At 36.6% G+C, this 14,892-nt stretch carries 11 protein-coding genes and 1 pseudogene; all 12 read left to right on the top strand.

Features of this window, described 5'->3' with window-relative positions; translation table 11 throughout:
- Window positions 1–12 precede the first annotated feature (12 nt).
- Window positions 13–735: a phosphate signaling complex protein PhoU gene (phoU, locus tag ACFIM8_RS04360; protein WP_375614568.1), complete on the top strand. Its 723-nt coding sequence runs from the start codon at window positions 13–15 to the stop codon at window positions 733–735.
- A gap of 551 nt (window positions 736–1,286) precedes the next feature.
- Complete coding sequence (locus ACFIM8_RS04355) at window positions 1,287–2,120, top strand: cell wall hydrolase (RefSeq protein ID WP_375614567.1); 834 nt, start codon at window positions 1,287–1,289, stop codon at window positions 2,118–2,120.
- A 179-nt stretch (window positions 2,121–2,299) separates the two neighbouring features.
- Window positions 2,300–3,547, top strand: coding sequence for an aminopeptidase (locus ACFIM8_RS04350; RefSeq protein ID WP_375608047.1), 1,248 nt, complete (start codon window positions 2,300–2,302; stop codon window positions 3,545–3,547).
- Window positions 3,548–3,824: 277 nt separating this feature from the next.
- A complete protein-coding gene (gene mutM / locus ACFIM8_RS04345) occupies window positions 3,825–4,700 on the top strand; it encodes a bifunctional DNA-formamidopyrimidine glycosylase/DNA-(apurinic or apyrimidinic site) lyase (RefSeq protein WP_375606811.1) in 876 nt (291 codons plus the stop codon).
- Window positions 4,701–4,785: 85 nt separating this feature from the next.
- Window positions 4,786–6,180, top strand: coding sequence for a M20/M25/M40 family metallo-hydrolase (locus ACFIM8_RS04340; RefSeq protein WP_375614566.1), 1,395 nt, complete (start codon window positions 4,786–4,788; stop codon window positions 6,178–6,180).
- The gene (locus ACFIM8_RS04335) at window positions 6,173–6,793 is read left to right on the top strand and encodes a ribonuclease D (RefSeq protein ID WP_375614565.1); all 621 of its coding nucleotides are present in this window, start codon (window positions 6,173–6,175) and stop codon (window positions 6,791–6,793) included. Before ACFIM8_RS04340 ends, ACFIM8_RS04335 begins: the two co-directional genes overlap by 8 nt.
- A gap of 2,989 nt (window positions 6,794–9,782) precedes the next feature.
- A complete protein-coding gene (locus ACFIM8_RS04330) occupies window positions 9,783–10,616 on the top strand; it encodes an outer membrane protein (protein ID WP_375614564.1) in 834 nt (277 codons plus the stop codon).
- 338 nt (window positions 10,617–10,954) lie between these two features.
- On the top strand, window positions 10,955–11,785 hold the full coding sequence (locus ACFIM8_RS04325) for an outer membrane protein (RefSeq protein ID WP_375614563.1): 831 nt from the start codon (window positions 10,955–10,957) through the stop codon (window positions 11,783–11,785).
- Between the two features lie 772 nt (window positions 11,786–12,557).
- Window positions 12,558–12,692, top strand: coding sequence for a hypothetical protein (locus ACFIM8_RS04320; RefSeq protein ID WP_375614562.1), 135 nt, complete (start codon window positions 12,558–12,560; stop codon window positions 12,690–12,692).
- A gap of 125 nt (window positions 12,693–12,817) precedes the next feature.
- Window positions 12,818–12,943 carry a hypothetical protein gene (locus tag ACFIM8_RS04315; protein ID WP_375614561.1) on the top strand — a complete coding sequence of 42 codons (126 nt, stop codon included), beginning with the start codon at window positions 12,818–12,820 and terminating at the stop codon, window positions 12,941–12,943.
- A 183-nt stretch (window positions 12,944–13,126) separates the two neighbouring features.
- The gene (locus ACFIM8_RS04310; RefSeq protein WP_375610524.1) at window positions 13,127–14,014 is read left to right on the top strand and encodes an outer membrane protein; all 888 of its coding nucleotides are present in this window, start codon (window positions 13,127–13,129) and stop codon (window positions 14,012–14,014) included.
- Between the two features lie 650 nt (window positions 14,015–14,664).
- Window positions 14,665–14,892, top strand: a pseudogene (locus tag ACFIM8_RS04305) (hemagglutinin repeat-containing protein); the annotation flags it as partial.

Below are 14,892 nucleotides of genomic sequence, written 5' to 3'. Positions count from 1 at the left end.
GGAGTGTAAGATATGTCTATGAAACATACTGTCCGTTCTTATGATGCAGAACTAAAATATTTAAGAGTAAGGATTACAGAAATGGGGAGCCATGCAGAAAGGATGATTGAACGTTCTGTCGCATCGGTTGTGTGTAGTGATCTTCAACTTGCAACGACAGTGATTGCCGATGATGTGTTTTTAGATAAAGCAGAACGTGACATTGATGAAAAAGCCGTTGCTATTATATGCAAACGCCAACCGATGGCTGTTGATTTGCGTGAAATTATTGGAGCCATTCGTATTTCTTCTGATCTTGAGCGGATTGGGGATATGGCCAAAAACATTGCTAAGAGGACTGTTGCACTTTCAGAAATACGTCAATCTGCGTCCTTTTATCATGGACTTGAAACAATTACAGCTTTAGCGCTCAATCAATTAAAAGAAGTGTTAAATGCTTATACGAGTCGCCTATTAGAGCGTGTTGACGCTGTGCGGGAGCGTGATGAGAAGATTGATGCTTTGTATACTTCTCTTTTTCGTGAACTTTTGACGTATATGATGGAAGATATGCGCAATATTACGGTTTGTACGCACTTACTGTTTTGTTTAAAAAACATTGAACGAATTGGTGATCATGTTACCAATATTGCTGAAATGTTGCATTATATCATAACGGGTTATCATATGTCTTCTGATCGTCCTCGCGATGATCTTACTTATAAAGTTGGGGTAGGTGAGAAGAAAATAGATTAAAATTTTTCTTATATGTATAAAATAAGTTTGTAGATATATGAGTATTTTCTTAGAGTGCAGCTATAGAAAGAATAAGATAACCATCTTATGGAAAAGCACAAAGAAGTAACAAAGAGTTTTTTCAGAGAAGCATGGCAGATTTCTAACTCTTGATTTGACATATTTGTATATTGAATGATACCATCATTCACACTGTGGCTGGAGGGGAGTTTTCTAGGGGAATTTCCTTTCAGATCATTTTGTTAAAATTTTATATTCAAAGGGGATATCTGTATTATTTTTTTCGTATGTAGAAGAAGTGGATAGTGTTATTTTATTGTAATTGAAACGTCTGGGTTATTATGGCCTATATTGAATCGTGAAGAATAACAATATCGATCTGTAAATTAAGAGTTTTTTATTTTTTATTTTGCATAGATACTTTTTGATTACCTCTTGTATTAAAGTTTTACTGAGTGGTAACAATTAGCTATGTACTTTATTGAGAGATACATTTAAAGCTCATTTCAAAATTTGAATAGCTTAGAGATTATAGGAATGTGTTGCATAAGATGAAAAAAAATCGTTGGAATGTTTTTGTTACCTGTTGTGTAGCGCCGTTAGTTGTTGTGGGATGTGCTTCAAATCATTTAGATACTGGAAAAATAAATAATAAGACAAAAACGGTTACGTATCCATTGACAGAGCGTCAATGCCTTATGCGAGCGATGTATTTTGAATCAAATCGCACAAGCCGTGAAGGAATGATTGCCGTTGGGACGGTTGTTATGAATCGTGTTAATTCGACCGCCTATCCTAAGACGATTTGTGGTGTTGTTGGTCAATATAAGCAGTTTGCTCCTGGTGTTTTAACACGTCCTATGACGGAGAAAGCATCTGTTGCTCGTGTAAGAGAAGCGGCTGATGCCGTTTTACGGGGTGAACGAGATAAGAAAGTTAAACACGCTAAGTTTTTTCATACCGCTGGTTTGTCTTTTCCGTATAAAAACATGCACTATGTTCATGTTGCAGGGGGAAATGCTTTTTATGAAAAACGATCGCGTGATGGATCACTTCAAATTCCTACAAATAATCGCCCTTATGATGTTGCTTATGCGTTTGCCCAAGAACGTTCTGGTAATACGCCAAGCTTTGTGGATGAAAGTTTAGAAAGTAGAGGAATAAGAACAGAAAAGAGTATATCTTCTTCTACACAGGTAGCACAGTCCAAGACGGACCATCCTACGTCTTTTGCGATGGTACAGCTTGATAAAGTTCCCATTCCCGCCTATGCGCCTCAACATCCAGCTAGGAAAGAAGAAAATAAACCGATTATGGCGTTACCTTCATCAGATCAGTTAAATGCAATTGTTGCAATGTTAGAAAAACGGTACACAAACCGATAATTTTTGCACGACCAAGGAAGTGTTTTTACAATCCATTGCAGTTTATGAATTAAGTGAACTCTTTAGCGATCATGATATCCATAATTATACGTGGAGAAAGTAAATTCAAAAGATATTGAATAACAATTTATAATATGACGACATAAAGAACGCATTCTATTTAAAGAAGGGTATTGGTAATGTACTTTGATATTCATGAGACAATTTCGCCTGAAATGCTTAATCGTCTTGCAGAAATTACAGTGAAAGTGGGGTTGAATTTACAAGAGGGGCAGGATCTTGTTTTAACTGCTCCAGTTTCAGCCCTCCCTTTTGTTCGGCGTATCGCATATCATGCTTATAAGATTGGTGCTGGTGTCATTACACCAATTTTTAGTGATGATATGTTATCACTTACACGTTTTGAAAATGCTCATACGGCTAGTTTTGATTGTGCTCCTTCTTGGCTCTATGAGGGAATGGCAAAGGCTTTTGAAAATGGGGCAGCGCGTTTAGCGATTGTTGGGGATAATCCTTTGCTCCTTTCCAATCAGGATTTTGATAAGGTTTCACGTTTAAATAAAGCCACTTCAATAGCTTACCAGCCGGCACTCAAGAAAATATCAAATTTTGCTATGAATTGGTCGATTGTTGCATATCCAACAGCAGGATGGGCTGAGGCAATGTTTCCTTCTTTACCTCTTAATGAGGCGATTAAAAAATTAGCTGATGCAATTTTTTCTGCTTCACGTGTTACAGAAGAAGATCCAGTGCATGCATGGAGTGTCCATAATGCAGCTTTGAAACAACGGTCATCTTGGCTTAATGAGCAGCGTTTCTCTGCTTTGCATTTTACAGGACCAGGTACCGATTTAACAGTTGGTTTGGCAGATGATCATGAATGGCATGGTGGTGCATCTGCAGCTCAAAATGGTGTTGTTTGCAATCCTAATATTCCGACTGAAGAAGTTTTCACCACGCCTCATGCTCATAAGGTTGAGGGTTTTGTTCGTTCGACCAAGCCTCTTTCTTATCAAGGAGCACTGATTGATAATATTGAGATGCGTTTTGAAGCAGGGCGTATTGTTGAGGCTCGTGCATCAACAGGTCAGGAAGTTTTGCAACAGGTTTTGCAAAGTGATGAAGGGGCTAGTCGCTTAGGTGAAGTTGCTCTTGTGCCCCATTCTTCACCAATTTCTAAGAGTGACCTCCTTTTTTATAATACCTTATTTGATGAAAATGCTGCATGTCATATTGCTTTAGGGCAGTGTTATTCCAAATGCTTTTTAGATGGGGCATCATTGACGTCAGAAGAGATTGCAGCACGTGGTGGAAATAAAAGTGTCATTCATATTGACTGGATGATTGGTTCTGGTGAAATTGACATAGATGGCATTACCCAAGATGGTGTAAGAGTTCCTGTATTTCGTAAGGGTGAATGGACTTAATTCTGTTATGCTGTAAAACTTCGTCATTTAAGGTGGGGTGGTATGCAAGTCTCATTGATACGCTAAGTATTTTAGAGTGTGTGGTATATATTCAAGGCAGGGTTTGGCCATAAAGCCTTTAGTTAAATGACTCACATGAGTAGAAAGCCAAGTAAAATCCACTCATCAAGAATTTGTTTAGTAGATGTAGAGGAAGTCTTCGTTTTTAAAGGAGGGGGGGAAGAAGCCAATTTATCAGTCATACGATTGGAAAGTGTATAATTATTAAAGAAGAGTAATGCCTGAGCTTCCTGAAGTAGAGACAGTTCGTCGTGGACTTGAGTCCGTTGTAACTGATGCAAAGATAGTATCTGTCAAACTTAATCGTAGAGATTTGCGTTTTCCTTTTCCTGAGGCGTTTTCTGAGCGCCTTATCGGCAGAAAAATTATAGAACTTGGTCGACGTGCGAAATATTTATTATTTCATCTTTCTCATAATGAAACAATTTTAAGCCATTTAGGAATGTCTGGTTCATGGCGTATAGAGAATGACATTTTGAGAAAAGCTTTTTCAACGAGAAATAAATTGGTTAAGCATGACCATTTTATCATGGATATTCAGACAAGGGATGGTGAATTTTATCACCTTATTTATAATGATGTGCGTCGCTTTGGGTTTATGCTTTTAGTCGATACGGACAAGCTTTATGAACATCCGCTTTTAAATAAGCTAGGGCTTGAACCTATGAGTAATTCGTTTTCTGGTCGTTATTTACAAAAGGCTTTTGTTAATAAAAAAATGTCTCTCAAGGGCGTTTTACTTGATCAGTCTATTGTTTCGGGTCTTGGGAATATTTATGTTTGCGAAGCACTTTGGCGGAGTCGTTTATCTCCACAACGTAGTGCATTTACATTGGCATCAAAAACGACACGTGCACGTGAATTTGCAGATTCTTTAGCACAAAATATACGCAATGTGATTTCTGAAGCCATTTTGTCCGGTGGCTCTTCTTTACGTGATTATATGCATATAGATGGTTCACTTGGTTATTTTCAACACGCTTTTTCAGTTTATGGACGAGAAGGCAAGGAATGTTTGGAATGTGGAACGCCTATTATACGTATTTTACAGGCTGGGCGTTCAAGTTTTTACTGCTCACAGTGTCAAAAATGAATAAGGTGTCTTGCAAAATCCTACAAGAGGCTTAAAGTCAGGTTCTTACAATTATACGAATATACGAGGCTTGAGAGGTTTTTTTATGTTGAATAAAGTATTAACACATCTTGATGAGAATATAGGAAAGAGCCTTGAACGCCTTTTTTCTCTTTTACGTTTCCAATCGATTTCTACAGACTTGGCTTATAAGGATGAATGTCGTAAAGCAGCTGATTGGTTGGTAGAAGATTTAAAAACAATAGGTTTTGAGGCTTCACGGCGTGATACACCAGGTCATCCAATGGTTGTTGGACATCATCCAGGGCCTTCAGATGATTGTCTGCATGTGTTATTTTATGGACATTATGATGTTCAACCTGTTGATCCATTAAATTTATGGGAAGATGATCCATTTAATCCTTCATTAAAGGAAAAAGATGGAGAAAAAGTTATTTGTGCTCGTGGCGCTTCTGATGACAAAGGTCAGCTCATGACCTTTGTTGAGGCATGTCGTGCATTTAAGAAAGAAACGGGGCAACTTCCCATTAAGGTTACTGTTTTATTTGAGGGAGAAGAAGAAAGTGGTTCTCCTTCTCTTGTTCCTTTTTTAAAAGAAAATAGGGATGAACTTAAGGCTGATTGTGCATTGGTTTGTGATACAGCAATGTGGGATGCCGATACACCATCTGTTTGTATTGCTCTTCGGGGTATTTTAGGAGAAGAGGTTACGATTACAGCAGCCGATCGTGATTTGCACTCTGGTGCTTATGGAGGGGTAGCTGCTAACCCTATTCATATTTTAACAAAAATCTTAGCAGGACTTCATGATGACAATGGTCGTGTAACGCTTCCAGGTTTTTATGATGGAGTTGAAGAAACACCTTCACAGATTTTGCAATCATGGAATGTCCTGAATTGTACTGCTGAAAATTTTCTTGGTCCTATAGGACTTTCCATTCCTGCTGGTGAAAAAGGACGGAGCATTTTAGAACTTGTATGGGCGCGTCCTACAGCAGAAGTTAACGGGATTAGTGGTGGTTATGAAGGAGAAGGAATAAAAACAGTTATTGCTTCTCAAGCGAATGCGAAAGTATCTTTTCGTTTAGTGCATAAGCAAGATCCAGAGAAGATACGCCAAGCTTTCCGTCATTATGTGTGCGGTCTTATTCCTGCTGATTGTACTGTTGAATTTAAGGGGCATGGTGGTTCTTCTGCAATTCAAATTCCTTATGATTCACCTTTTATCAAGGCCGCAAAAGAAGCTTTGTCGCAAGAATGGAGCAATCCTGCTATACTCGACGCTATGGGGGGATCAATTCCGGTTGTGGGAGATTTTCAGTCAATTCTTGATATGGAATCTGTTCTGGTTGGATTTGCATTATATAATGATCGTATTCATTCTCCCAATGAAAAGTATAATTTAAAATCGTTTCATAAGGGGCAGCGGTCTTGGGCGCGTATTCTTGCAGCTTTAGCAAATAGGAGGGTAAATGGCTGAGATTCGTGTTCATCAAGGTGATTTACCAAACTTAGACAATTATAAAACTGATGCTATTGCGATTGATACCGAAACTTTAGGCTTACAACCGCATCGTGATCGTTTATGTGTTGTGCAGCTTTCTTCCGGAGATGGTACTGCTGATATTATACAAATTGCTAAAGGACAAAAGAGTGCACCTAATTTGGTCAAGCTTCTTGAAGATAACGCGGTTATCAAAATATTTCATTTTGGGCGTTTTGATCTTGCTATTTTAGCGCATACATTTGGTGTTATGCCAGAAGCTGTTTTTTGTACAAAAATTGCTTCTAGACTCACGCGTACTTATACGGATCGTCATGGCTTAAAAGAAGTTTGTAGTGAATTGCTGAATGTGAATATTTCTAAACAGCAACAATCTTCCGATTGGGCAGCAGAAACGTTATCACAGGCACAAATTGAATATGCTGCGTCGGATGTGTTATATTTGCATCGTTTAAAGGTTATATTTGAAGAACGTTTAAGACGTGAAGAGCGAGAAAATGTTGCTAAGGCATGCTTTCAATTTTTGCCTATGAGAGCTAGGCTTGATCTTTTAGGATGGGCGGAAGTTGATATTTTTGCGCATAGCTAACTTTAAAATTGGCTTTTAAATGGAGTTAATTATTGATGTGAGAGGGCAAAATGCTTGTACATTATGGGCATTTTATCCTCTCATCTTTATCATCATTTTTAATTCTGCTTTACGACTTTCAAAAGTATTTAAAGCAATGTCTGTTAAATAATAGAGATTACGCATTGCCTCATGCTTTTGTTTCTCATGTTTTTAATGGATTTACGTTTTTCGTGTGAAACAGAACGCCCTAAACGGAATATGTTTGTGTTGCTAATTCATGTGCTTTTTTAAAGAAACCGGCACCAAAGTCCATTTTACAGGGGCGCTTATGAATGGTATAACGATAAAGCCTCCAATACCAATATAAAATCTATTGAACACTACCATCTTACGCTTATAGAGTTAACAAGCTGCTACTATCACACATTTTGCCAACACCCAATTTTGCGATAACCCTTGGCACTAGAGACGATTCATAAAAGGCATTTTTAGTCCTTTATTGTACAGCTTCACTCCACATAGGCTTCCCCACTTGTAATGTACAAACAAATGGTTTTGGTTGATTCAACATGAGGAAGATTTGGAATGAAAGGGTTTTTATGGTACTCGGAGTTCTAATTTAATCTGGATAACGATATATTATCATTATAAATAAATATGTTATATGATTAATATATAAAGGCAACCATGATTATACTGAACAATGCAAAGAACGACACCTAGAAACAAATTAGCAAGGAATATGCTTTTACCAAATTAAAATGTTATAATAACTTTTGCGTTTAAATGGCCTCATAAGATAAAACTTCTTTTTTCAAGAGTCTTATCCATATATCAACCTCATTTATGACATGTAAGCGAATAATTTTGCTTAATGTATCATGAGCGAATTTAAAATAAGATAATCTTATGATACTGAGAGCGCTCATTCGATAGGGGGGAATTATAAATCAATATGTTGATATGACATTTGTGTATTTTATTCTCCCTAGACGATATTTTGTGCTTTTATGCATTGCCAAACAAGTGATTTCTATGTTTGTAAAGTGGGGCAATTTGCATTTATTTTAAAATTAAAATGTTTCAAAGCTTTGTTTTTTGAGGATTCTCACTTTTTATCTATAAACATGCTATTTTTTCTGGAAATTTGCAATGAAGACACTAGGTAAAATCCATTATGGATATTTCTACGAGGTTAAATTTATGAACATAAAATATTTTATGACAACTTTTGCTACGTTTGCTTCAATCTCTGTAGCTCAGGGTGCTTCTTTCTTGTTTTCTCAAAAGTTAATACAGGACATATCTACGATTGTTCCTCCTAGAGATCTTTTTTCTAGTGAACGGTCTAGAAAGATCTTATCAGAAGTTTTTCAAAGAAAACCTTCTTGCAGAAATAACAGCGAATGCATAACAGCAGCTCAGTTAGTCCCTGTGTTACATTCTGGTAAAGAAAGAAGTCATTATCCTAAAAAAAGATCAGGGAAAAGAGGACGACCAAACCTATTTGCACGAGGTCCAATGAGTTATTAAAAAGTAAAAAACAACATCAAGAGGTCTAACGTATGATCGGGAATTGAAGGGAGGGGATATTTTTTATCATTTGAAAAGTGGAGGAGCAGTTGTTCGCAAAGGGTATTATAACTGTCTACGGAGGTGGTGAAGAGTACTATTTTGAAAAGATATGGGGAAGTGGATTTCGGTGCAAGAATACTCTATATAATGGCAATCGCTCGTTACAAAATTCATGGATTTGGATAAATATAGCCTCCGGATTTTGGGTTGCGCTATTATGCTGTAAATACTGTCATTTTAAGCGTGACTATACAGTGCATATCAAACTCCTTGATAAGAGTGTTTTTAGAGTAGGGCTTGTTCAGAGGGAGCATTTAGTTAAGTGAATCACATGGGGAAGGAGCTAAGAAAAATTCTTTCGACAAGAAACTAAGCTGTTTGCAGAGAGGATTTGAGAGGATACTTCATCAAAATCAAGTGAAAAAACAAAAATGTTAAATTTTTGATCTTTTATGGTATGCTTCGACTACAGATATAAAATATTCATTTGTCTATGATTCAAAATATCAGATATTTTTTCTGCCAAATTCATGATTTTTAAAGCAAGGTGTGGTTTGAAAACTTTAAGAAAGATTTCTCATTTTTTCAGCTCTAAGGATATTTCTATATAAGTTTTAATGTTTATCATACCGGTTGTCTGTCTTTAGGCATTTTTTTCAATTTAGTCTTGTAAAGAAGTATGAAATGATAGCCTACAAATAATGCTGAAGCTCTGGAAAAGATTTTCTAGAAAGTTAAGCAGAAGCGTAAGTATTTCAAAAAATAATAAATGCCTAATTAAAACAAAGAGCATGTGTGATGAAATTGCATGTAATTTTGTTGCAGTCCATAGGGTAGTGGAGATCTTGTTTTGTGCGATACAAGCATTCTTTACAATGATGAAAAAACAATCAAAGAGCTATTCACATTTTGTTATGCGAACGATGAAGCTAAAAACGTTGTTTGTATGAATTTAAATAGAACGGTTGCATTTGGCTGTTCTCAATATTTTAACAGTTCTCGCTATTTTTGATATTGAGAGTATTCATAGGTGGCATTTTAGCCTTTAATAGTTTTATTTATCCACACACTTTTGCTCTTTTGTGATGTGCAGGGGAATGGTTTTCGTTATTTTAATATAAATGAGAGCATCTTCAATAGTGCAGGTGAGCTATAAAAGACAATCTTTCATAGCCATAGTACATGCTTTACACGGAGGGTTCTGTGACGCAGTTTTTTGCAAAATTTATAAAGGAGAGCAAATGTGACAAGAGAAAATCATTTATGCAGTGGCATAGTTTAATTCTTATTTATTACAGATCAAGCAATTAAGGGTGCTTTGATTGGCTTTTTGTTTTTTTTATAAGTGTATCATTTTTGCTACAGATATCTGAAGATGGAGCTCTATATGAAATGGTGTGTTCAAATAAATATTCAGCTATGGAGAGAAAATATGAATATGAAATGGTTAATAACAGCTTCTGCTTTCGCTTTTGTTTCAGCTTCAGCAGCACAAGCAGCAGATGTTATTGTTCCCCCAAGTCCAACACCTGTTGCTCCCGTTATTGTTGCTCCAACTTTTTCTTGGACAGGTTTTTATGTTGGGGGCCAGATTGGTGGTTTTTCGGGTAAAACGAAAATGGATATTCTCAGTAACGGAAAAAAGATTCCTGTGCCTGATGACCTTTTGCCTAAACTCTCTGGTTTCATGGGTGGTCTTTACGCAGGTTCCAACGTTGATCTTGGTAATGGCCTTATTCTAGGTGTTGATACAGATATCATGTGGTCTAATAAAGATGACACGAAGACAGGAAAAACATATGTCATTGCCCCAGAACACATCAATTATATTAACAAGGTATTAAAAGACGCTGCAATTAATATTGGTAAAGATGCGCTTAAACCTGGTGCTAAACGAACCCACAGTTTCACTTTTAAAGAAAAGTGGGCTGGTGCAACGCGCGTGCGTATTGGTTTTGCAGCTGAACGCATTATGCCTTATGTTGCTGGTGGTATAGCTTATACACAGCTTCAAGATAGTGCGTTGATTTCAATAACAGATAAAGATTCAGACAAAGTAATCGCTTCTGGTACTCTGTCTGATGAAACAAAGACGCTTGTTGGTTACACTTTTGGCGCTGGTGTTGATTTAGCAATGACCAATAATATTATTGTACGTGCGGAATATCGTTACTCAGATTTTGGTAAAAAGAAATTCTCAAATGATAAATATGAGACTTCTTACAAAACCAATGATTTTCGTGTAGGTGTTGCTTACAAATTTTAACAGATGGTAAGTTGAATAATGAAGAGGCTCCGTCTTTGACAGAGCCTCTGTTATTTTTTGTTGCTATATTATCACACAATACATAATTTATTGTGGATATGAAAAGATATTCTTCAGATTTTCTTAAAAAGTTTTTCATAAACAATAAACAATAATTACATTTAAAATCAAAAAGTTATTACATTATACAGCTTACGGTTTCTTGTGCAAAACCAAGCTATGAGATCGTTTAGTCTTGGATGAGCCCTCAATTTTCTGTGACTGTATCATTTTTACTACAGCTTTTCTTTCTCTAATCTTGTAGCACTGTGCTCATAAATAAATTAGGAGCAAAGTTTATGAATATAAGATCTTTAGTAACAACTTCTATTATCGCTATGGCGGCTGCTTCTGCAGCACAAGCTGCTGATGTTGTCATCCCTCGTGAAACAGCCCCAGCAGTCATCACAGCAGCCCCTGCCTATTCTTGGACAGGTTTTTATCTTGGTGCTCAGATTGGTGGTCGTTCAATGAAATCTGACAAAGGTTCTAGCACTTTAGGTTGGCACGATCTTAAGCTTTCCGGTATGCTCGGTGGCCTATACACAGGTTACAATGTTGATCTCGGCAATGGTGTGATCTTCGGTTTGGATACAGATGTCTCTTTTATTGGTAAAAAAGACACAATTAACTCCCTTACAAGGGTTGTTGGATTTGCAAAAAGTGTTGAGGAAATTAATAAACTCCTCGATGATGCTAAGATCAAAAGGAACGATGGTCTAGAAGTTGCAGGCGCGGATGAATACATCGAAAGTATTACTATGAAAGAAAAGTGGTCTGGAGCTACACGCGTTCGCATTGGTTTTGCTGCTGATCGTATCATGCCTTATATCGCTGGTGGTGTTGCTTATACGCAGATGCAGGGCATTTCCGCAATTGAAGTGAAAAAAAATGCTCATGCTAGTAAGGATGCTAATAAGGTTATTGCTTCTGGTAACGTATATGATGAAACAAAGACCCTTGTTGGTTTCACCCTTGGTGCTGGTGTTGACTTCGCAATGACAGACAATGTTCTGTTACGTGCAGAATACCGTTACTCAGACTACGGTAAAAAGAAATACTTTAAAGACACAGCTGAACTCCAATACAGAGTCAATGATTTCCGTGTTGGCGTTGCATACAAATTCTAATTTCGTAAAAAACGAAATAAACTTCCAAGAGGCTCTGTCAAAGACAGAGCCTCTATTATTTTCTGTTGTTATATTATTGCATACCCTATATTTGTTGGAGGTGTAAAAGATATTATTCAGATTTCCTTAAAAAGATTTTTATAAACGACATGCAATGATTACGCGCTAAATCAATGACTTATACGTACTTGTCAATTTCTTGCGAAAAGTGAAGTTATGGAATGATTTTATTTTGGGTTAGTCTTTCATTTCCTATGGTTGTATCATGTTGACTACAGCGTTTTTCTGTAGTTGTATAATACTTTGTTCCTAAATAAGTTAGGAACAAATTTTACGAATATAAAATCTTTAATCATAATTTCTGTTATCACTATAACTACAACTTTGCTACACAAGCTGCTAATGCTATCATCCTTGGTGAAGCAGCTCCAACAGGTATTGCTGCTCCTACTTTTTTGAACAGGGTTTTTATCGGTGGTTAAGTTGGCAACTTTTCAAGTCAAGTTGATCTATTTTATTTAGAGATAAAAGAAAAAACTCCATACAAATATGGATTGCCTAAGCCTTCCAGTTTCATGGGTGGTATTTATTTCAGTTCCAACGTAGATCTTGGAAATGTCTTCATCTTAGGTGTTGTAACAGATGCAGTCTGGGCATGACCGTGGAAACACAAAAACGTACTTAGAGGATCTTGAGGCGTATGAGATATAAAAACTTAGCCAAAATCTTATAAATGCTAGCGTTACTTTGGCTGATGCAGAAAAGCTTCACGATGATGATACAATGGTTTATAATTTTTACTGAAGAAGAAAAATGGTCTAGTTTAACATGGGCCCGTATTAGTTTTGTAGTTGCTAATCGTATAATACCTTATTTTGCTGATGGTATTGCTTATACGCAAATGTAGGGCATTTCCGCAATTGAAGTGAAAAAAGAGGCTGGCTGATAATACTGGTCAAGTGATCGCTTCTGCTAATTTGCATGATGAAGACAAAGATACTGGTTAGTTTCACTTTAGGTGTTGACTTTGCAATGACAGACAATGTTCTGTTGCGTGCAGAGCACCATTACTCAGACTTGCGTAAGAAGCAATTTGCAAAGGATAAACTAGGCTATACAACCAATGACTTTCGTGCAGGTGTCGCTTACAAGTTCTAATTTCATCAAAAGTGCAATTATGAATACAAAGTATTAATAAAAAATTAAATTTCCAAAAGATATTGACTTTTACAAAAGCGCTGTTTTCTGGGATTTTTATTTGTATGATTGTGACATTTTTACTACAGCTTTTCTATTTATAATCTTGTAAGGTCGTTTTATAGTTAATTTAGGAGCAAAATTATGAATACAAAATCTTTAATAGCAACTTCTATTGCTGCTTTAATTTCAGCTTCTGCAGCACAAGCTGCTGATGTTATCATCCCTCGTGAAACAACCCCAGCAGTTATCGCAGCAGCCCCTTCGTTTTCTTGGACAGGCTTTTATCTTGGTGGTCAAGTTGGTAACTTTTCGAGTAAAACTAAAGTAACTATTCCAGGAGAAGATAAAGAACTTGTCAAAAAAGATAACACACCTAGTCCTTCAGGTTTCATGGGTGGGATTTATGCCGGATCTAACGTAGATCTTGGAAATGGTCTCATTCTCGGTGTTGAAACCGATGCAGTTTGGGCAGACCGTGAAGAATCAAAAACAGCCCGTGAATTGACTCTTACTAAAGAAGATGTGGCATTTTTTAATAATGCCCTTGAAAAAGCTAAGGTTGAATTAAAAGATCAGCAACGGTTTGAAATAGGTGACAAGGTAACGGAAAAGCACAGTTATAAAGAAAAATGGTCTGGTGCTACACGCGTTCGTATCGGTTTTGCTGCTGTTGACCGTATTATGCCTTATGTTGCTGGTGGTATTGCCTATGCGCAGGTACAGGGCATTCAGTCAGTTGCAGGAAAAGGAGAGAGAGCTAAAGTTGAGCAGAATGCTGGCGGGGATAAAAATGTTAATGCAGAGAATAAGCAAAGCGTAGATTTGACGGGTGGTGCTTGGGCTGATGAAACGAAGACAATGGTTGGTTTTACTATTGGTGGTGGAGTTGATTTTGCAATGACAGACAACGTTCTTTTACGTGCAGAATACCGTTACTCCGATTTTGGTAAAAAGAAATTCGCCAACGATACACGTGAATTCAATTACAAAACCAATGATTTCCGTGTAGGCGTCGCTTACAAATTCTAATTTCCTAAAAATAAAATTATAAGCACAAAAAAATACGAAGGCCTCGTTTAACGGGGCTTTTATTTTATTAGCCCTCTATTTTAATCTCTCTTAATCTTCTATTTTTTATTTGTATCATTTTGTGCTATAAGACTGTAAAGAAGAAAGTTTTATATTATAGAGGGCGAATTGGTGGTATATATGGATTTTATAGCTACTGATTACATAAAATTTTATATCACGGCTATCATTTTACGCCTAAGTGGAAAGTATTTAATTAATCTCAGAAATAGGAAAAGATCATAACCAGTGACGAACTTTAGTCTACTTTTATATACCAGATTAGAACGAGCGTACTACATCTGTTGGAGTAAGTTCTGAAACGGGAATACAGCCTCATTGGGGAAGAATATAAAGTTACAAAGAGAAAAACTAGTTTCCAACTTTATCATCTTCTTTTAATTTAGCTTTACGATTTTCAAAAGCATTTAGAGTAATGTCTTTTAAATAATGAAAATGAAGATGACGCATTATCTTACGTTTTTGTTTATTGCATTCTTTTTATGGGATTATACTCCTCATGCAAAACAGAACGCCCCAACGGAATACATTTGTTGTTGTGTATTCACACATTTGTTTTAAAGAAATATTTTTCAAAGTATATCAATCCCACTTATGTATCTGGAAAAGATTTGAATATCTTAGGCTCTGATGTTCAAACAACGGATAAACTTCTCTTGCAAGCTGAGAAGAATGTTTCGATTGATGCCACACGCAACAGTATGGACAATCAGAATGGGAGTGAAACATCTCATGTTGCCTTGCACAATGGCTCTCATTTAAGTTCTGGAAAAGAGACCACTGTTCTCTCTGGAAAAGATATCCATATTGCTGCTTCC

The sequence above is a fragment of the Bartonella sp. AC535YNZD genome (assembly GCF_042196625.1).
Classification (GTDB): domain Bacteria; phylum Pseudomonadota; class Alphaproteobacteria; order Rhizobiales; family Rhizobiaceae; genus Bartonella.
This window is presented reverse-complemented; position numbering and strand designations above follow the sequence as displayed.